We start from the raw sequence: 19701 nt of genomic DNA, 5'->3' as shown, positions 1-19701 counted from the left end.
AATTTCCCCGTTCTAAAGAGCGGGCTGAACGGCGACGCTGAGTACCGCATCCGCGGATCGCGATCGCAAATATCAACGATGAGGGCAAGTGCGGCGCCTGATCCGGCAGGACAGGCGGACAGGGTCGATTTGCGTCCAGGGAAAGGACGATCCGCCTTGCTACTCTGGTTCGGAGACTGACCTTCCACATGATGAGACGTGTTGTTGCTGCTGCGGCATGCCTGGCTATTCTTTTGTCCTCCTCCATGTCGGCATCCGCCCGTGACAAGGAACAACAGGAAAAGACATTCAAACTTCCCTTCAAAACGGCAACGCGCGATGCGGGATATCCAGCGCCGTCCTTTTCCAACAGCCCCTACACCAGCCTGATTTCCAAATATGCAAAAACCTACGGCGTACCGGTCGCGCTCGCCCATGCCGTGGTACGCATCGAGAGCAACTTCAATCCAAAGGCGCGTGGCGGCGCAGGCGAGATCGGCCTCATGCAGATCAAGCCGGCGACGGCCCGTATGATGGGCTATTCCGGTTCGAGCAAGGGTCTTTATGACCCCGAGACCAACATTCGCTATGGCATGAAGTATCTTTCCATGGCCCATGAATTGGGTGACGGCCGGACCTGCTCGACGATCCTCAAATACAATGCAGGTCATGGCGCGAAGCGCATGAACCCGGTTTCCAAGCGCTATTGCGGCAAGGTTCAGGCGCTGATCGGCTCCTGATCGCCGCACGCCACAACGGCGTGCAAGCGAAAGGTTGCCATGCCATCGATAACCCCGGAACCGGGGACAAGTGCATGGCAACGGATTTCGAGTTTGTCGCGATCGGACGAGGCATGATGGGGCGGCAGCTCGCCGCCTCACGCTGAAGGGCAGGGTGGGTTGCGCTGATCGACAAAGAAGAGCCCGCCGACCGGCCGGCCCATCAGGTTGATTTCGCCAGCCAGCACGGTGCGGCCCGCAAGCTCGAACGCATCGCCGTGCGGCGGATGCCGGGACGTGACGTTTTCCCGGCAACAAGCGGGGGCCGCGTTGTCTCTCTCGCGCACGTCACCTATCCCTATGTCGAATTTACCTCCGCTCCTGGAGGCGCCTTGCGCCAAAGCGATTTCGCCGAAGAGCTTCGGCCTGTATTGTTGTGAAAATGATTCCGCCTGTACCGGCAGGATTTTGAAAACGATCGATAATTAGGTAATTTCAGGACGAGGCGCGCATGGCTGAAATCTACAGGCACATCATTATCGGCCGCGGCATGATGGGTGCTGCCGCCGCCCGGCATCTCGCCTCGCAGACGGACGGTGTCCTCCTGATCGGTCCGGATGAACCGGCCGATGCTGCAAGCCACGACGGCGTGTTCGCCAGCCATTATGACGAGGCGCGCATCACCCGCACCATCGATCCCGATCCGGTCTGGGCGAGGCTCGCAAACCGTTCCATTGCCCGTTACGGCGAGATCGCCCGGGAAAGCGGTGTCGAATTCTATCACGAGACGGGCTGCCTGATCGTCGGGCCGAAGCGTGGGGGAGCCGATCCCTATGTCGGCAATATCTGTGCGGCGGCTGAGAAACTCGCCGTTCCCACAGAAATCCTGAGCGATCGGGCGCTCGCCGAACACTTCGGTTATTTCCGTTTCGGTATGGGCTGCGAGGGCGTTTACGAGGCGCGGAACGCCGGTTATGTCAATCCTCGCCGGCTGGTCGAGGCGCAATCGAAGCTTGCCCGGAAGGCCGGGGCCGAGCTGATCGCGGATGTGGCTGTCGCCGTGCGTGAAGAGGATGGCGGGGTCGTGGTCACGACTGCCGGGGGGCGCGAGGTCAAGGGTGAAAAGGCGCTGGTGGCCGCCGGAGGATTTTCCATTGCGAAGAATCTCTTGCCGCGTCCGCTTGATCTGAAGGTTTATGGGCGGACCGTCGCTTTCTTCGAGATCGCGGATGCCGATCTCGATGCCTATGCGGGCATGCCCTCGCTGATCCATCAGCCCGAGGAACCGGTGGATCATATCTATCTGCTGCCGCCGGTTCGCTATCCCGACGGCAGGACCTATTTGAAGATCGGCGGCGATCCCGACGATCTGCGTCTCGCGACCGAACCCGATATCCGCGCCTGGTTCCGTGGCGGCGGCCGGGAAAGCACGCGCCGGCATCTCAAACGTATTCTCGACGGTCTCGTGCCTGGACTTGTCAAAGCGCCGGTGACGATGGGCGCCTGCGTCACCTCCTTCACGCCCGGCAACTACCCGGCGATCGGTTTCGCCAGCGACAGGATCGCAGTTCTCACGGGCGGCTGTGGCGCCGCTGCCAAGAGTTCCGACGAGATCGGGCGGCTGGGGGCGGAATTGATGCTTCACGGGCGGATCGTGGATGAGGCCTATGATCCGGTTTTCGCGCCGGTTTTTCTCTGACTGTTCATCATCCGGCTCTTTCTGTTGATTGTTCCTGCATTTTTGGTGGCGTTCGCGGGCTCGCTCGTCTAAGGACGCGGTGCCAGTTGGCCGGGCAGCCGCGCTTTACCAATGCCGAAAGGCGGTAGGGTGAGGAAAGTCCGGGCTCCACGGAGACACGGTGCCGGATAACGTCCGGCGGGGGCGACCTCAGGGAAAGTGCCACAGAAAGCAAACCGCCCTGCATGCAGGGTAAGGGTGAAAGGGTGGGGTAAGAGCCCACCGCGTCGCTGGCAACAGGGACGGCACGGTAAACCCCACCGGGAGCAAGACCGAATAGGGATGACGCGGGGCGCGCAAGCGCCTACAGCCTGTTTCCGGGCCAGTCATCCGGGTGGGTTGCGCGAGGCAGCGTGCAAACGCTGTCCCAGATGAATGGCTGCCACGTTCCGGGCAACCGGAGCCATACAGAACCCGGCTTACAGGCCAACTGGCAATTTTCCCGCCGTCGCGACCCGCCTTTATTGGCGGGGAATCTAACCTCCTGAAAAAATGTCGTATTTTCGGCGCTTCCGCCTCAAGCCTCGGTCAAGCTTGAGCATCAAAAAGCGCCATGTCGGCGGCTTTTCCTAACTCTTCGTTAAGCTTAACCGCTTATCAATATTTGAATCCCTGAAGGGTTTGGAAATGCCTCGTCCCATTGACGCCCATGTAGTCCCATGATATCCCATTCACATACCGGTGAAGGATCGATGAAGGTCCGGATTTTCAAGGTTGAAGGCGAACTGGCCGCGAAAGCGGAGAGGTTTTCGGCTCGTGGCTTTGAAGTGTCTGCGGTGATCGGGTTTTCGAGTTCTGGAGGGTCGTCTGTCGGTCCTCGTTTCAGGGGAGCAGCGGTCTGTCGTCATGAGCCGCTTCCTGTCCAATGCGACAAACAGGATCGATGCGAAGGGGCGGGTTTCCGTTCCGGCGGTGTTTCGTTCCGTGCTTGCGCAGCGCGATATCCAGGAGCTCTATTGCTTCCAGGATTTTGTGTTTCCGGCGATCAGCGTCGGCGGGGCGGATGTCCTGGAGCGGTACGAGCGGCAGATCTCGAACGAAGATCCGTTTTCCCGGGACGGGAACGAGATGTCGTTGCTGGTTCATGGCGGCGGCGTCTTCATGAAGCTCGATGCCGAAGGGCGTCTGATGGTCACGGATTTCATCCGGGACTTTACGGGCATCACGACGGAAGTCTGTTTCGTCGGGCGCTCGGATCACTTTCAGCTTTGGCAGCCGCAGGCGTTCCACGAGGCGCAGGCGGCGGCAAGAGAGGAGCGCAGACTGCGAGGGCTGCGGGCTCCATAGAACGGGGAAACGGAATGGTGGCGAATTCAGGCGGAGGTTCAACTGATGCCGAAGGCGGACCGGTTCGCCACATTCCGGTTCTTCTCCGTGAAGTGCTTGAGGCGTTGGAGCCTTGCTCCGGCAAGGTCATTCTCGACGGTACCTTCGGTGCCGGCGGCTATACCTCGGCGATCCTCGGTGCCGGCGCCGACGTGATCGCGCTCGATCGCGACCCCACGGCGATTGCCGGCGGTCAGGCGCTTGTCGATGCGCATGCCGGCCATCTCGTGCTGCATCATACGCCGTTTTCCCGGCTGGCCGATTTTGCGCCGGCGCGCGGGCTCGACGGTGTCGTTCTGGACATCGGTGTCTCCTCCATGCAGATCGATGAGGCCGATCGCGGCTTTTCCTTCCAGAAGAATGGGCCGCTCGACATGCGCATGTCGGGTGCGGGTGTGTCTGCCGCCGATGTCGTCAATCGCGCCAAGGTCGGCGATCTCATCCGCATCTTCGGCTTTCTCGGCGAGGAGAAGCAGGCAGGCCGTATCGCACGCGCCATCGAAAAGCGCCGGACTGAAGAACCGTTTCGAACCACGCGCGATCTGGCCGGGTTGATTGAGATCGTTACGCCGCGCAAGGCCAAGGACAAGATCCACCCGGCGACGCGCGTCTTTCAGGCGTTGCGCATCTTCGTCAACGACGAACTGGGCGAACTCGCTCAGGCGTTGTTTGCCGCCGAGAAGGTTTTGAAGCCGGGCGGACGACTGGTCGTCGTCACTTTTCATTCGCTCGAAGACCGTATTGTCAAGAAATTCTTCTCCGAGCGTTCGGGCAAAGCCTCCGGTTCCCGTCATATGCCGATGTTGACGGCGAAGCCGGCGATTTTCGAGCCGCTGGGCAAGGGCATGGTTTCTGCCAGCGATGCCGAGGCGGAGATCAATCCACGGGCGCGGTCCGCCAAGCTTCGGGCCGGCATTCGCACAACGGCCCCGGCGGAGAAGCCGGATTTCTCGATCTTCGATTTGCCCGACCTTGCCAGCCTCGACAGGATCGGAGGATAAGCCATGCTCAGGACTTTCGATCTCATCATGATCGGTGCGATGGCCGCCGCGGCGGCGGTGACCTATCAGATCAAGCATCACACCGACAACAAGCTCGAGGAAGTCAGGCGGATCGAGGCCGAAATCAAGCTCGAGAAAGACACAATCGAATTGCTGAAGGCCGATTGGGCCCTGTTGACGCAGCCGAACAGGCTCGACCGGCTCATCAGGGTCTACGGTCAGGAACTGCAGCTTCAGCCGACCTCGCCGGAGCAACTCGCAAGGCCCGTGGAACTGCCCATGATGAAGGCCGACGTGCCGAAGCCTGAAGTGGCGGAAGGCGAAAAGAGTTCGGATCCCGTCTCGGATCTCATTACAACCGGATCGGTGCAGCGCTGATGACTTTTCTTTCTCGGATCATGCTGTTGAAGAGCCAGGCCCACTTCTCGGCCGACGTTCATCGCGCCGGCGCCTCGATGAACGGAACCTTCAAGGGAGCGGGCAAGCGCAAGACGGAAATGGCGCGCAAGCGTGTCGGACTGATGATCGCCGGTTTCGCCGTCGCCTATGCCATCATCGGCGGACGACTGGTGCAGTATGGCTATGCGCAACCGGAAACCGTTTCCAGCATCCTGCCGGCCGACCGGCTGATGGCGTCGCGTCCCGATATCCTCGACCGTAACGGCGAGGTTCTTGCGACCGATATCCGTACCGTTTCGCTGTTTGCCGAGCCCAACAAGATCGTCGATCCGGACGAGGCGGTCGAGAAGCTTGCGACCGTGCTGACCGATCTCGACATCAAAGGCACCTACAAGAAGCTCTCCAATCCGCAGTCGCATTTCCAGTGGCTGCGCCGCCAGCTCACACCGAAGCAGCAGAGCCAGATTCTTGCGCTCGGCATTCCCGGCATCGGCTTCCGCCCGGAAAAGCGTCGCTTCTATCCCGGCGGCTCGACTGCGTCCCACATCGTCGGCTACGTCAATATCGACAACCGCGGCATGTCGGGTATGGAAAAATACATCGACAACCAGGGCATGGCGGACCTCCGCGCACTCGGAATGACCAGCGACACGCCGCTCGAGCCGGTAAAGCTGTCGATCGACCTCAGGGTGCAGAACATCGTGCACGATGTGGTTGCCGCTGCGATGCAGAAATTCGAGGCGCTGGGCGCCGGCGGCGTGGTTCTCGACGTTCATACCGGCGAAGTGCTCGCCATGGTTTCCATGCCGGATTTCGATCCCAACAATCCGGCGGCGAGCGCCCAGGAAGGCTGGCTCAACCGCATGTCGAACGGCACGTTCGAAATGGGCTCGACCTTCAAGTCCTTCACGCTCGCCATGGGGCTTGACGAGGGCAAGGTGTCGCTCAACGATACGGTGGATGCGCGCTACCCCATCCGCATCGGCGGCTTCACCATCAAGGATTTCCACGGCAAGAACCGTGTGCTGACGGTGCCGGAAATCTTCCAGTACTCCTCCAACATCGGCACCGCGAAGATCGCCGACATGGTGGGAACGGAAGCACACAAGGCGTTTCTGGCCAAGCTCGGCCTGACGGCGCGACTGAGGACGGAACTGCCTGAAGTTGCGATGCCCAGCCAGCCGCGGGAATGGAAGAAGATCAACTCGATCACGATCTCGTTTGGTCACGGTGTCTCGACGACGCCCCTGCAGACGGCTGTCGCCGGCGTTGCGCTGGTGAATGGCGGCAAGCTCATACCGCCGACCTTCCTGCCGCGCACACAGGAGGAGGCGGATCAGGTGGCCGAGCAGGTCATCCAGCCCTCGACCAGCAAGGACATGCGCTTCCTGTTCGAATGGAACGGCGTCAAGGGTTCCGGCCGAAATGCCCGCGTCGAGGGATTCAACGTCGGCGGCAAGACCGGCACGGCGGACAAGGTCGTCAACGGCCGTTACGTCGGCGACAAGAATTTCAACGCCTTCCTGTCCGCTTTCCCGATCGACAATCCCCGTTACGTCGTCCTGACCGTTATCGACGAGCCGAAGACCGACAAGGGTAACGGTGCAGCGCTCGCTGGTACCTCGGCGGCGCCCATGGTCGCCGAGATTATCCGCAGAAGCGCCGCAATTCTCGGTGTAGAACCGAAATTCGGGGAAGACGGCTCCGCCTTGCTCGTTTCTTATTAAGCAGGCTTCAATGTACGGGGCGATTCGGCGGAATCGCCTCGGGGAAATGGACGGGAATCAATGTTTTTGCGGGATCTGGCGAGCGGCGAATTTCAGGATCAGGTCGGCAAGGCGAGCGATATTGTCGGTGGAATCTCAATCTCCGGTATCACGGCCGACAGCCGCAAGGTCGAGCCCGGCATGCTGTTCGTTGCCCTTTCCGGCACGAAGGCAGACGGTGCGGCCTATGTGGCCGATGCGGCAGCCCGCGGCGCCGCCGCTGTGGTGGCTGGGCATGCCGTGGACGCTTCCGTACCGGTTGTCGTGGTCGATAATCCGCGCCGGTTCCTGGCGCTTGCCGCAGCGCGCTTCTTCGGACGGCAACCGGAAACCATGGTTGCCGTCACGGGCACGGCCGGAAAGACTTCCGTCGCATCCTTCACGCGGCAGATTTGGGCGGAGGCCGGCCATCCGGCAGCACAGATCGGCACGACGGGTGTCGTATCCCCCACACGCAATGAATATGGTTCGCTGACGACGCCCGATCCGGTCGGCCTTCACAAGCTTCTGGCTGAACTGTCCGACGAAGGCGTCACGCATGCCGCCATGGAAGCCTCAAGCCACGGTCTCGACCAGAGCCGCCTCGACGGCGTCAACCTTGCCGCTGCCGCCTTCACCAATCTCGGTCGCGACCATATGGACTACCATCCGACGCTCGAGCATTACATGGCCGCCAAGATGCGGCTGTTCGATACGCTGCTTCCGAAAGGTTCGCCGGCGGTGATCTTTGCCGACGATCCGTGGTCGGCGGAGGCCATCCGGGTTGCGACCGAAGCGGGTCACGACGTGCGTACCGTCGGCCGCAACGGCGCTTTCCTTTCGCTGAAGCGGGTCGAGCACTTTCGCCATAAGCAGGTCGCCGAGATCCATATCGGCGACGAGATCCATGAAGTGCATATTCCGCTTGCCGGTGATTTCCAGATTGCCAATGCGCTGGTGGCTGCGGGCCTCGCAATGTCTACCGGGGTCGCCGCTCCGGTCGCCATGAAAGCGCTGGAAAAGCTTGTCGGCGCCTCCGGCCGGCTGGAACTCGTCGGCCATACAAAGGCAGGCGCGCTCGCCTATGTCGATTATGCTCACAAGCCGGATGCGCTGGAAAACGTGCTCAATTCGGTTCGGCCGTTCACGACGGGGCGCGTGATCGTCGTCTTCGGCTGCGGCGGCGACCGCGACAAGGGCAAGCGTCCGATCATGGGCGAGATCGCCTGCCGCCTGTCGGATATCGTTATCGTCACGGACGACAATCCGCGCTCGGAGGTTCCGGCCGTTATCCGGTCCGAGATCATGGCGGCCGCGCCCAAGGCAATCGAGATCGGCGACCGGGCGCAGGCCATTCGCGCCGGCGTTGCCATGCTGTCGGCGGGGGACACGCTTGTCGTGGCCGGCAAGGGGCACGAGGAGGGGCAGACGGTGGGCGATGTAACGCTGCCGTTCTCTGACCATACCGAACTGCGCAAGGCATTGGAGGAATTCGAACATTGACGTTTCTTTGGACGACGCGAGACCTGATCGACGCCATGGATGGCCGTCCGTTCGGCACCTTGCCGGACGGTATTACGGGCATTTCGATCGACAGCCGAACGATCTCTCCGGGGGAAGCCTTCTTCGCGATCAAGGGTGATCGTGTCGACGGGCACGATTTTGCCAGTCTTGCGGTTGCAAACGGCGCTTCCCTGCTGGTTGTCAGCGAGGCGAAGCTTCCGGCGCTCGGCCGCCTCGTCGTGCCGATGATCGTCGTCGAGGACGTGCTGGGGGCCTTGCAGAAACTCGCCATCGCGGCGCGCGAGCGCAGTTCGGCCACGGTAATCGGGGTGACCGGCTCGGTGGGCAAGACGACCACCAAGGAAATGCTGCGGCTCGCGCTTGCTCCCTCGGGCAAGGTGCATGCAGCCGTCGCTTCGTTCAACAACCACTGGGGCGTGCCGCTTACGCTTGCGCGCATGCCCGCCGACACGCGGTTCGGGATCTTCGAAATCGGCATGAACCATGCCGGGGAGATCGGGCCGCTTTCGCGCATGGTGAGGCCGGACGTCGCGATCATCACGACGATCGCGCCGGCCCATCTCGGCAATTTCGCAAGCCTCGAGGAAATTGCGGCCGCGAAAGCCGAGATCTTCGAGGGGCTTGAACCGGGCGGCGACGTAATCCTCAACCGGGACAACAGCCAGTACGATTTTCTCGACCACGCCGCGCAGGCGGCCGGCATAGAGAATGTGCATTCCTTCGGGCAGCATGCCAAGGCCGAGTTCCGGCTGGCGGAGTTCGACGGTGCGGCCGAAAGCTCCACCGTCTGGGTCTGTTTCGGCGGCGAGACGCGCGAGGTGGCGCTTGGCGCACCCGGCCGTCATATTGCGGAAAATGCCGTCGCGGTGCTTGCGGCCGTCTCCCTGGTCGGCGCCGACATGGAGGCGGCGATCGAGGCGTTGGAAGGGCTCTCCGCCGTCAAGGGGCGCGGTGCCCGGCACCGGCTCGCCATCAATGGCGGAAGCTTCACGCTGATCGACGAGAGCTACAACGCCAATCCCGCCTCCATGCGTGCGGCGATCGCCGTGCTCGCCGCCGCGCAGCCCGAGGGCGAGGGGCGCAGGATCGCTGTTCTCGGCGATATGCTGGAGATGGGCGAGTTTTCGCAGAAGGTGCATGCCGAACTGGCGAGCCCGCTGCTGGCCGCCGGTATCGAACATGTGTGGCTCGCCGGACCCGAAATGACGGCGCTTCGCGATGCGCTGCCGGAGAGCGTCGATGTCGTCTATCTCGAGACAACGGCGGAGCTTGCGGCCTTCGTCACGGCCTCGGTGCAGCCCGGTGACGTGCTGATGGTAAAGTCGTCACTCGGCCTCGGTTTCGGCAAGATCGTTGCTGCTCTTCTTGACAAGTATCCGGCCGTGCCCGACACGGGGCGCCAAAATTAATAAGGGCTTTCGGAAAGGGCTCCAATGCTGATCTGGCTTGTGGAACTGGCGAACCACTTTCAATTCTTCAACCTGTTCCGGTACATCACGTTCCGCACGGGCGCTGCTCTCTTTACCTCGGCTCTCGTCGTCTTTCTCTTCGGGCCGGCCATGATTTCCTCGCTGCGTGTCCGCCAGGGCAAGGGGCAGCCGATTCGCGCCGATGGTCCGCAGACCCATTTCAAGAAGGCCGGAACGCCCACCATGGGCGGGTTGATGATCCTCGCGGGCATCGTCGTTTCGTCGCTTCTCTGGGCGGATCTTTCCAACGTCTACGTGGTCTGCACGCTGCTGGTGACGCTGGGTTTCGGGGCAATCGGCTTTTACGACGATTACCTGAAGGTCACGAAGCAGACGGAGAAGGGCTTCTCCGGCAAGGCGCGCCTCGGTATCGAATTCGTCATCGCCGGTATCGCGGTTTATTTCATGATGCGCACCGCGCTGGTATCGGGTCCGCAGGGTTCGACCTTCGGCTCATCGATCGCGTTCCCCTTCTTCAAGGACTTCCTGATCGATCTCGGCATCTTCTTCGTGCTGTTCGGCGGCTTCGTGATCGTGGCGGCGGGAAATGCCGTCAACCTGACCGACGGTCTGGACGGACTTGCCATCGTGCCGGTGATGATTGCGGCAGCCTCGTTCGGGGTGATCGCCTATGTCGCCGGTAATGCGGTCTTCGCCAATTACCTGCAGATCAATTTCGTGGTCGGCACCGGCGAGCTCGCCGTGGTGCTGGGTGCGGTGATCGGCGCGGGGCTTGGCTTCCTGTGGTTCAACGCGCCGCCAGCCGCCATCTTCATGGGCGATACCGGTTCGCTCGCGCTCGGCGGCCTGATCGGCTCCGTCGCTGTCGCTACAAAGCACGAGATCGTCATGGCGATCATCGGTGGCCTGTTCGTCGCCGAAACGCTCTCCGTCATCATTCAGGTCGGATACTTCAAGATGACGGGCAAGCGCGTCTTCCTCATGGCGCCGATCCATCACCACTTCGAAAAGCTCGGCTGGACGGAAAGTCAGGTGGTGGTCCGCTTCTGGATCATCGCGGTCGGCCTTGCCATGCTCGGCCTTTCCACCCTGAAACTGCGGTGAGGCCGAGATGATCCCGGCCACCACCTTCAAGGGCAAGAAGGTCGCACTCTTCGGGCTCGGCGGTTCCGGCCTGGCGACGGCCAAATCGCTGGTTGCCGGCGGAGCCGAGGTCGTTGCCTGGGACGACAACCCCGACAGTGTGGCGAAAGCTGCTGTCGAAGGCATCGTCACGCAGGATCTGCACGGCATCGACTGGAAGACGGTCGCGAGCTTCGTGCTCTCTCCTGGTGTGCCGCTCACCCATCCGAAACCGCACTGGTCGGTGGCGCTTGCCAGGGCCGAGGGTGTCGAGATTATCGGCGATGTCGAGATCTTCGTGCGGGAGCGCAGGACGCACGCGCCCCATTGCCCGTTCATCGCGATCACCGGCACGAACGGAAAATCGACGACGACCGCGCTGATCGCCCATATCCTGTCCGCCAGCGGTCGCGACGCTCAGCTCGGGGGCAATATCGGCCGGGCCGTGCTGACGCTCGATCCGCCGCAGGACGGCCGTTTCTTTGTGGTCGAATGCTCGTCCTACCAGATCGACCTCGCACCGACGCTTAATCCCTCCGCCGGCATCCTGCTCAACGTCACGCCCGATCACCTCGACCGGCATGGCACGATCCAGCATTATGCCGATGTCAAGGAACGACTGGTCGCAGGCAGCGATACGGCGGTCGTCGGAATGGACGACAGCTATTGCGAACTGATCGCCGACCGTGTCGAACGCGCCGGAAAGAAGGTGGTGCGCATTTCGAAGCGTCAGCCGCTTGCGGATGGCCTCTACAATGACGGTCATCGGATCATCGAGGCCCATGGCGGCGCCACGTCGGTTCTGGCCGACCTCAACGGCATCCAGACGCTGAGGGGCGCTCACAATGCGCAAAATGCGGCGGCAGCGATCGCAGCCTGCCTTGCCGTCGGCTTGTCTCCGGATGAGGTTCGGGCTGGGCTCCAATCCTTCGCCGGCCTGAAACATCGTATGCAACCCATCGGCCGTCGTGGCGAGGTGGTCTTCGTCAATGATTCGAAGGCGACCAATGCTGAAGCGGCTGCGCCCGCGCTGTCGAGCTACGACCGCATTTACTGGATCGCGGGCGGATTGCCCAAGGAAGGCGGCATCGCCAGTCTTGCACCGCTCTTTCCGCGTATCGCCAAGGCCTATCTGATCGGTGAAGCGGCTTCCGCCTTTGCCGTGACACTCGGTGAAACGGTTCCTTATGAAATTTCGGGCACGCTCGATATGGCTGTCGCCCATGCCGCGGCCGACGCAGCCGCCGAAGGCGGTCCGGTGGCGGTGATGTTATCCCCGGCTTGCGCAAGCTTCGATCAGTACAAGAATTTCGAAGTGCGCGGCGATGCCTTTGTCGGCCATGTCGCCGCCCTTTCCGGCGTGACGATGCTGGTCGACGTGCCAACAGGAGGCAAATGATATGGTAAGCCGCGCGGAGAGGGGCCCCGTCGCAGACTGGTTCTGGACGATCGACCGATTGTTCATGATTACCTTCATCCTGCTGATGGGGATCGGCTTCATGCTCTCTTTCGCGGCCTCGCCCGCGGTTGCGGAGCGTCTGGGGCTCGACAGCTTCTTTTTCGTCAAGCGGCACGCGGCCTTCATGCTGCCGGCCCTCGGCGTGATGATCGGACTTTCCTTCCTCAGCCCGCGTCAGGTTCGGCGCACCGCCATGGTGCTGCTCGCCGTCTCGCTGGCCATGATGGTGCTGGCACTGTTCTTCGGGATCGAGGTCAAGGGCGCCCGGCGCTGGATCACCATCGCCGGCATTTCCATCCAGCCTTCGGAATTCATGAAACCGGCCTTCGTCGTCATCTGCGCCTGGCTGTTTTCGGAGCATACGCGCCAGCCGGAAATCCCGGGCAATCTCTTTGCCATCATCCTTTTCGGCATCGTTGCGGCTCTGCTCATCGCCCAGCCGGACTTCGGCCAGACCATCCTGACCTCCGTCGTGTGGGGCGGCATGTTCTTCATGGCGGGCGTGCCATGGTTCTGGATTTCCCTTCTCGGGGGCCTCGGGGCAGCAGGTATTTTCGGCGCTTACCTTACGCTGCCGCACGTGACCGGCCGTATCGACCGCTTCCTTACCGGCGAAGGCGACACCTTCCAGGTGGATACCGCCCGTGAGGCCATCATTCGAGGCGACTGGTTCGGGCAGGGGCCGGGAGAAGGCATCGTCAAGCGGATCATTCCCGACAGCCACACGGACTTTATCTTCTCGGTCGCGGCGGAAGAATTCGGCATCGTGTTCTGCATGGTGCTGGTGGCGATCTTTGCGTTTCTGGTGATCCGCGGCCTCAGCCACGCCTTCAAGGAACGAAACGATTTCAACCGTTTTGCGGTCGCTGGTCTCGTTCTGCAGATCGGCGTGCAGTCGATGATTAACATTGGCGTCAATCTCGAACTGCTGCCGGCGAAGGGCATGACCCTGCCGCTGATCTCCTATGGCGGTTCCTCGATGATCGCGATTTGCGTGACCGCCGGGTTCATTTTGGCGCTGACGCGACGGCGGCCGGAGAAGCGGGCGCAGGAACGCAGCCTGTTCCGGGCCGCTCATGGCGTCCCGGCGGAGTAAGACGATGACTAAGGGCATCATCCTTCTAGCCGCCGGGGGAACCGGCGGTCATCTGTTTCCGGCCGAGGCGCTGGCGCACACCCTCATCGAGCGCGGTTACTCGGTTCATCTGGTGACGGACAGCCGGGCCGAGCGCTATGCCGGCAAGTTTCCGGCGGAAGCGATCCACACGGTCGCCTCGGCGACGATCGGGTCGAAGAACCCGATCGCATTTGCCAAAGCGCTGCTGTCGCTCTGGAAGGGCTTCCGGCAGGCCAAGGCGCTTATCCGCCGGCTGAAACCGAAGGCCGTCGTCGGTTTCGGCGGTTATCCAACCGTGCCGCCGCTTATGGCGGCCGCGGGACTGGGAGTGCCGACGGTCGTTCACGAACAGAACGCGGTGATGGGGCGCGCCAACAAGGCGCTTGCGTCCCGCGTGAAGGCGATTGCCGGCGGGTTCCTTCAGGAAGGCGGGACATTCGCCTCCAAGACCGTAGTCACCGGCAATCCCGTGCGCCCGGCTGTTATTGCCGCATCGTCGGTGCCCTACCAGCCCTCCCTCGAAGGTCAGCCGTTCCGGCTGGTGGTCTTCGGCGGAAGCCAGGGGGCGCAATATTTCTCGGCCGCCGTGCCGAATGCCATCAGCCTGCTCGACGAGGGCCTGCGCAAGCGCCTCAGCGTGACCCAGCAGGCGAGGCCCGAGGATCTGGACCGGGTGACGGCCTGCTCGACAAAGCTTGGCATCGCTTCGGAGATCCAGCCCTTCTTCACCGACATGGCAGCAAGGCTCGCGGCCGCGCATCTGGTGATCTGCCGTTCCGGCGCTTCGACCGTTTCCGAGCTTGCGGTGATCGGCCGGCCGTCGATCCTCGTGCCCTATCCCTATGCGCTGGATCATGACCAGGCGGCGAACGCGGCGGCACTTGCGGCGACGGGTGGCGCCAAGGTGATCGCCCAGTCGGAGCTTAGTCCCGAACGCCTCGCGCATCTGTTGAGCGATGCCATGCAGGAACCGGAAAAGCTTGGCAAAATGGCGGAAGCTGCGAAAACTGCAGGCAAGCCGGATGCTGCGCGCTTGCTCGCCGATCTGGTTGAGGCTATTGCCGCAGGCAAAGGCGTGGCCGACTTGAAGGGAGCCAATTAATGAAAATGCCGAAGTCCATCGGGCTGGTCCATTTTATCGGGATCGGCGGCATCGGGATGAGCGGGATTGCGGAAGTGCTGCACAATCTCGGGCACAAGGTGCAGGGGTCGGACCAGGCCGACAGCGCAAACGTACAGCGTCTGCGCGCCAAGGGCATTGAAGTGTTCGTCGGCCATGACGCCGCCAATCTCGGCGATGCCGAGGTGGTCGTCGTGTCGACCGCGATCAAGAAGAACAATCCGGAGCTGGTGGCCGCGCGCGAAAAGCTGCTGCCGATCGTACGCCGCGCGGAAATGCTGGCCGAATTGATGCGCTTCCGCAATGCGATCGCCATCGGCGGCACGCATGGCAAGACGACGACGACCTCCATGGTCGCGACGCTGCTCGAAGCTGGCGGGCTGGACCCGACCGTCATCAATGGCGGCATCATCAATGCCTACGGCACCAATGCCCGCATGGGCGAGGGCGAGTGGATGGTGGTCGAGGCGGACGAGTCCGACGGCACCTTCCTGAAGCTGCCCGCGGAGGTTGCGATCGTCACCAATATCGATCCCGAGCATCTCGATCACTACGGCAATTTCGACGCGGTGCGCGCCGCCTTCCGCCAGTTCGTCGAGAACGTGCCGTTCTACGGTTTCGGCGTCATGTGCCTCGACCATCCGGAAGTGCAGGCGCTGGTCGGCAAGATCGAGGACCGCAAGGTCATCACTTACGGCGAGAACCCGCAGGCCGATGTCCGCTTCTCGAATGTCCGCCTCGAAGGCACCCATTCAACCTTCGACGTCGAGATCCGTCGCCGCCGCACGGGCCGCGTCTTCAGCTTCAAGGACCTGACGCTGCCGATGCCGGGTCGCCACAACATCTCCAATGCCTGCGCCGCGATCGCCGTCGCCAACCGGCTCGATATTCCGGAAGAGGCGATCCGCAAGGGATTGTCGAGCTTCGGCGGCGTCAAGCGACGCTTCACTTTGACGGGCACCTGGAACGGCGCGCAGATCTTCGACGACTATGGCCATCACCCGGTCGAGATCAAGGCAGTGCTCAGAGCCGCGCGTGAAGCCTGCAAGGGCCGGATCATCGCCGTGCACCAGCCGCATCGCTATTCGCGCCTTGCCAGCCTGTTCGAGGATTTCGCCAACTGCTTCAACGATGCCGACACGCTGTTCCTGGCGCCGGTCTATGCGGCGGGCGAGGATCCGATCGAGGGATTCGATGCCGAGGCGCTGGTTTCGCGCATCAAGTCGGGCGGACATCGCGACGCACGCTATCTTTCTTCACCGGATCAGTTGGCGCCGCTCGTTGCGGGTATTGCGCAACCCGGCGATTTCGTGGTCCTGTTGGGGGCTGGAAGCATCACATACTGGGCGGCCGCGCTGCCCAAGGAATTGGAAGCCTATTCGGGAAAGTCGGCATGAAACAGGTGGATGGAGAAAAACTTCTGGCGTCGCTTGGTCCGGGCGTTGATGCCTTGCGGGGACGCCTGACGCCCGACGTGCCGATGGACCGCGTCACTTGGTTCCAGGCGGGCGGTCTGGCCGAACTCATGTTCCAGCCGCACGATACCGATGATCTCGTTGCCTTCCTCAAGCTGCTGCCCGAATCGGTGCCGCTGACCGTCGTCGGTGTGGGCTCCAACCTTCTGGTCCGCGATGGGGGCATTCCGGGCGTCGTCATCCGTCTGTCGGCCAAGGGTTTCGGTCAGGTGGAACTTGCCGGCGAGAACCGTATTCGGGCCGGCGCCATCTGCCCAGACAAACATATCGCGGCCATGGCGATGGATCATAACATCGGCGGGTTTGCTTTCTTCTACGGTATTCCGGGTTCGATCGGCGGTGCCGTCAGGATGAATGCCGGCGCTAACGGTGGCGATACGGCCGGTCGGCTGGTCGAGGTGGAGGCGGTAGACCGCAAGGGCAATATTCATGTCCTGTCCAAGGCCGACATGGGTTACACCTATCGTCATTCCTCCGCGCCGGACGAGCTGATCTTCACGAGCGCCTTGTTCGAGGGCTATCCTGACGAGAAGGCCAAGATCCGTGCCGAGATGGACGCGGTGCGCCATCACCGTGAAACGGTGCAGCCGGTCAAGGAAAAGACCGGCGGTTCGACCTTCAAGAACCCGGAAGGACATTCCGCCTGGGAATTGATCGACGAGGCCGGTTGCCGCGGCCTGATGATCGGCGGCGCGCAGATGTCGTCTCTGCACTGCAATTTCATGATTAATATCGGCCATGCCACCGGCTACGATCTCGAATATCTCGGTGAGACCGTGCGCCAGCGCGTCTTCGAGCATTCCGGCGTCAAGCTGGAGTGGGAGATCAAGCGTCTCGGAATGTTCATGCCGGGCCGCGAGATCAAGCCTTTCATGGGCGTGACGACCGAGTAACCGGCCTCAGGCGGGTCAGCCCAGAACCTTGCTGGAGGCGGCGACGAAAGTGACGCCGCCTTTTTCGTCCGCGGTTTCAGCCAGCGCGACATCCATGAAACGGTCCGTGATCCTGACGATGCCGAAACCGCCCTTGTAGGCGGCTGTCGGTTTCACGATGTCGAGGCCCGCGCTCCGATAGATCATCGGCGTGTCGTGCTCATGGCCATGGAAGATGGCGACGATGTTGTAGCCGCGGATGGTATCGGCAAAGGCCAGTCTTTCGGCATCCGACCACCAGTGCGGCGGACCGCTTCCGTCGTCGTCGAAGGTCTTCCCGACGGGGTCCCACCGCTCGAGAGAGAAGGGGTCCCAGCCGTAATGCTGGAACAGCACGACAGGCCTGCCGTCGGCGGCGAAGCTTTTGAGATCCTGCGCCAGCCATGACAGCCCGCTTGCCGCCCCCTTGCCGGTGTCGCCCGCGTAACGCTGAAGCTGGACGAGATGCAACCGTTCCCAGTTCCAGGAATAGCTGTCGGACGCCTCGTCGTAGTTCTCGGCAGGAAGAGGCGGCTTGAAGAAGACACTCGGCTTGTGGTTCAGGCGAACATAGTCGCGCAGTTCGTCCCGGTACCAGTTGATCTCCGGCGGTTTGCCGTCCTGATCGAGATCGTGATTGCCGAGGCCGACATAGACCGGATAGTGCACGCGATCGGGACCGGAACCCTGTCGGTAACGCTCGGAAAACTGCCGGAGCTGCGCTCCTTCGCGGGGAAGGGCGGTCTGACCGCCGCCATCGTCGGTGATGTCTCCGCAAACGATGAGGCCGCGGGGCGTTGCGATCCGGGTTCCGGCGCCGGCCAGTGTCGTTGGCTTGCCGTTAATCTCGGTCGGCCAGCGAAGACGGTGCACGGCGTTCAAGGCCCGGATGTGACGCAGCAGGTTTTCATCCGTCTTGCCTTCTTCCGCACAGCCGGGACTGAGCCCCTCACCGATGCGGCAGGCATGCACGTCATTGGTGACGAGGAAGGTTATGTCGGTGGCGATGGTGGCAGCGCGCGCCGCCTGCCGAAAGGTATGGACCGACCCCGAAGCCAGCAGTCCCTTCAGCAATATCCGTCGTGAAATCATGGCGGCCTCTCGTTCCCGGTTGTCGATAGTAGCAGCCGGTCATGGAGAGAAAAGTCATTGTTACTTGAATGGTGAACAAGAGAAAGGCCGCGAAAGCAGGTGCTTCGCGGCCCTTTTTATTCTTCTGATTCAGGCGCTCAGACCTCTTCCCGGCCCGAAAGCAGGATGCATGCCAGGGTAATCACCGCCGAAAGGCCGAGGTAGAGGCCTACGGCGGTCATGCCGTAATTGGCCTGTAACCACGTGGCGATGTAGGGGGCGAGCGAAGCACCCACGATGCCGGCGAAGTTGAAGGTCAGCGATGCGCCGGTATAGCGGACGTTGGTCGGGAAGGGGGCGGCCAGTGCCGCGCCGATCAGCGCATAGGTCATGCCCATCAGCGCCATCGAGCCCACGGCGAAGATGGCGACACCCGTTTCGCCGCCCTGCAGCAATGCGGGAAGGGCAAAGGAAAAGAGCGCGATCAGCACCGTGATGACGATCAGCGACAGGCGGCGGCCGATGCGGTCTCCCACCTTGCCGGTCAGTGGGATGAAGATGCCGAAGACCACGGCGCCGAGGATCTGGATCTCCAGCGCGTCGAGGAAGGGGATCTGCAGAACCTTGACGTTGTAAGACAGCAGCCAGGCCGTGCCGATATAGAACAGCACGAAGGTGACGAGCGCCACGAAGGTGCCGAGGAACAGGCTGCGCTTGTACCTGGTGAACACCTCCGCGGCCGGAACAGCCACACGCTCCTGCGTGTCGATCGCCTTCTGGAATGCCGGCGTCTCGCTGATCGAGAAGCGCACCCACAGGCCGAGCACGATCAGCAGAGTGGAGGCGAGGAAGGGAACGCGCCAGCCCCAGGCGAGCAGGGCGTCCTTGGAGATGACCTGCAGCAGCAGCCAGAACATGCCGGAGGAAAGGAACAGGCCGACCGGGGCGCCGAGTTGTGGGAACATGGCGTACCAGTTGCGCTTGCCTTCCGGCGCGTTCTCGGTGGCAAGCAGCACTGCGCCGCCCCATTCGCCGCCGAGGCCGAAACCCTGGCCGAACCGGCAGAGCGCCAGCAGCAGCGGTGCGATCACGCCGATCTGCTCGTAGCTCGGCAAAAGGCCGATGACGACGGTGGAGATGCCCATCGTCAGAAGGGCCGCCACCAGCGTCGTCTTGCGGCCGATGCGGTCGCCGAAATGGCCGAAGACCACGGCGCCGAGCGGACGGGCGAAGAAAGCGATGGAGAAGGTGGCGAAGGAGGCGAGCAGCGCGGTGGTCGGATCGTTGTTCGGGAAGAACAGCGTCGGGAAGACCAGGACGGCCGCGGTTGCGTAGACATAAAAATCGAAGAACTCGATCGTCGTGCCGACCAGACTGGCCATCAGCACGCGCGCGGGGGAATTCAGTGCGGCGTTGCCGGAAGACGTGGTCGCAGTCGGCGATACCTGGGATATCGCGTCTGTCATTTCAGTTTCCAGTTCGGGATTTTCTTAACGACACCTTAGGAAAGGTCGCGTGCTCATTAATACAATTTTCCTGCTTGTAAAGCGTCAAGTTTGAAAGAA

17 protein-coding genes and 1 other RNA gene are annotated in these 19701 nt (G+C 62.1%); 15 read left to right on the top strand and 3 right to left on the bottom strand.

Features of this window, described 5'->3' with window-relative positions; translation table 11 throughout:
- Positions 1 to 245 precede the first annotated feature (245 nt).
- The gene (locus J5N58_RS01950; protein ID WP_425314447.1) at positions 246 to 719 is read left to right on the top strand and encodes a lytic transglycosylase domain-containing protein; all 474 of its coding nucleotides are present in this window, start codon (positions 246 to 248) and stop codon (positions 717 to 719) included.
- Between the two features lie 137 nt (positions 720 to 856).
- Here J5N58_RS01950 and J5N58_RS01945 read toward each other — a convergent pair whose 3' ends face one another.
- The gene (locus J5N58_RS01945) at positions 857 to 1045 is read right to left on the bottom strand and encodes a hypothetical protein (protein ID WP_162757427.1); all 189 of its coding nucleotides are present in this window, start codon (positions 1043 to 1045) and stop codon (positions 857 to 859) included.
- A gap of 164 nt (positions 1046 to 1209) precedes the next feature.
- Between J5N58_RS01945 and J5N58_RS01940 the strand changes: the two genes are divergently transcribed.
- The 14 genes from J5N58_RS01940 (at position 1210) to murB (ending at position 17047) form a co-directional block, all read left to right on the top strand.
- Positions 1210 to 2397 carry an NAD(P)/FAD-dependent oxidoreductase gene (locus J5N58_RS01940; RefSeq protein WP_244709394.1) on the top strand — a complete coding sequence of 396 codons (1188 nt, stop codon included), beginning with the start codon at positions 1210 to 1212 and terminating at the stop codon, positions 2395 to 2397.
- Positions 2398 to 2479: 82 nt separating this feature from the next.
- Positions 2480 to 2874: RNase P RNA component class A (rnpB, locus tag J5N58_RS01935), an RNA gene on the top strand.
- A 408-nt stretch (positions 2875 to 3282) separates the two neighbouring features.
- A complete protein-coding gene (gene mraZ, locus J5N58_RS01930; protein WP_112828015.1) occupies positions 3283 to 3723 on the top strand; it encodes a division/cell wall cluster transcriptional repressor MraZ in 441 nt (146 codons plus the stop codon).
- Between the two features lie 14 nt (positions 3724 to 3737).
- Complete coding sequence (rsmH, locus tag J5N58_RS01925) at positions 3738 to 4763, top strand: 16S rRNA (cytosine(1402)-N(4))-methyltransferase RsmH (protein WP_112828016.1); 1026 nt, start codon at positions 3738 to 3740, stop codon at positions 4761 to 4763.
- A gap of 3 nt (positions 4764 to 4766) precedes the next feature.
- Positions 4767 to 5141, top strand: coding sequence for a cell division protein FtsL (gene ftsL, locus J5N58_RS01920; protein ID WP_112828017.1), 375 nt, complete (start codon positions 4767 to 4769; stop codon positions 5139 to 5141).
- Entirely contained in the window at positions 5141 to 6889 is a 1749-nt protein-coding gene (locus J5N58_RS01915) for a peptidoglycan D,D-transpeptidase FtsI family protein (RefSeq protein ID WP_244709392.1), read from the top strand. Before ftsL ends, J5N58_RS01915 begins: the two co-directional genes overlap by 1 nt.
- A gap of 60 nt (positions 6890 to 6949) precedes the next feature.
- On the top strand, positions 6950 to 8410 hold the full coding sequence (locus J5N58_RS01910; protein WP_244709390.1) for a UDP-N-acetylmuramoyl-L-alanyl-D-glutamate--2,6-diaminopimelate ligase: 1461 nt from the start codon (positions 6950 to 6952) through the stop codon (positions 8408 to 8410).
- A complete protein-coding gene (locus J5N58_RS01905; RefSeq protein WP_244709387.1) occupies positions 8407 to 9840 on the top strand; it encodes a UDP-N-acetylmuramoylalanyl-D-glutamyl-2,6-diaminopimelate--D-alanyl-D-alanine ligase in 1434 nt (477 codons plus the stop codon). The genes J5N58_RS01910 and J5N58_RS01905 overlap by 4 nt, the downstream gene beginning before the upstream one ends.
- 24 nt (positions 9841 to 9864) lie before the next feature.
- Positions 9865 to 10965, top strand: a complete 1101-nt coding sequence (gene mraY / locus J5N58_RS01900) for a phospho-N-acetylmuramoyl-pentapeptide-transferase (RefSeq protein WP_112828021.1) — start codon at positions 9865 to 9867, stop codon at positions 10963 to 10965.
- 7 nt (positions 10966 to 10972) lie between these two features.
- The gene (gene murD, locus J5N58_RS01895) at positions 10973 to 12382 is read left to right on the top strand and encodes a UDP-N-acetylmuramoyl-L-alanine--D-glutamate ligase (RefSeq protein WP_244709385.1); all 1410 of its coding nucleotides are present in this window, start codon (positions 10973 to 10975) and stop codon (positions 12380 to 12382) included.
- A gap of 1 nt (position 12383) precedes the next feature.
- Positions 12384 to 13538: a putative lipid II flippase FtsW gene (ftsW, locus tag J5N58_RS01890; RefSeq protein ID WP_112828023.1), complete on the top strand. Its 1155-nt coding sequence runs from the start codon at positions 12384 to 12386 to the stop codon at positions 13536 to 13538.
- A 4-nt stretch (positions 13539 to 13542) separates the two neighbouring features.
- On the top strand, positions 13543 to 14661 hold the full coding sequence (gene murG, locus J5N58_RS01885; protein ID WP_113439086.1) for an undecaprenyldiphospho-muramoylpentapeptide beta-N-acetylglucosaminyltransferase: 1119 nt from the start codon (positions 13543 to 13545) through the stop codon (positions 14659 to 14661).
- Entirely contained in the window at positions 14661 to 16076 is a 1416-nt protein-coding gene (gene murC / locus J5N58_RS01880; RefSeq protein ID WP_112828025.1) for a UDP-N-acetylmuramate--L-alanine ligase, read from the top strand. The genes murG and murC overlap by 1 nt, the downstream gene beginning before the upstream one ends.
- Positions 16073 to 17047 carry a UDP-N-acetylmuramate dehydrogenase gene (gene murB / locus J5N58_RS01875; RefSeq protein WP_244709383.1) on the top strand — a complete coding sequence of 325 codons (975 nt, stop codon included), beginning with the start codon at positions 16073 to 16075 and terminating at the stop codon, positions 17045 to 17047. Before murC ends, murB begins: the two co-directional genes overlap by 4 nt.
- 15 nt (positions 17048 to 17062) lie before the next feature.
- Here murB and J5N58_RS01870 read toward each other — a convergent pair whose 3' ends face one another.
- Both J5N58_RS01870 and J5N58_RS01865 read right to left on the bottom strand, forming a co-directional pair.
- A complete protein-coding gene (locus J5N58_RS01870) occupies positions 17063 to 18157 on the bottom strand; it encodes a metallophosphoesterase (RefSeq protein WP_112828027.1) in 1095 nt (364 codons plus the stop codon).
- Positions 18158 to 18294: 137 nt separating this feature from the next.
- Entirely contained in the window at positions 18295 to 19602 is a 1308-nt protein-coding gene (locus J5N58_RS01865; protein WP_112828028.1) for an MFS transporter, read from the bottom strand.
- Between the last annotated feature and the right edge of the window lie 99 nt (positions 19603 to 19701).

The sequence above is a fragment of the Paenirhizobium cremeum genome (assembly GCF_022884085.1).
Classification (GTDB): domain Bacteria; phylum Pseudomonadota; class Alphaproteobacteria; order Rhizobiales; family Rhizobiaceae; genus Allorhizobium; species Allorhizobium cremeum.
The sequence above is the reverse complement of the archived record's forward strand: the minus strand, read 5'-3'. Positions and strand labels throughout refer to the sequence as shown.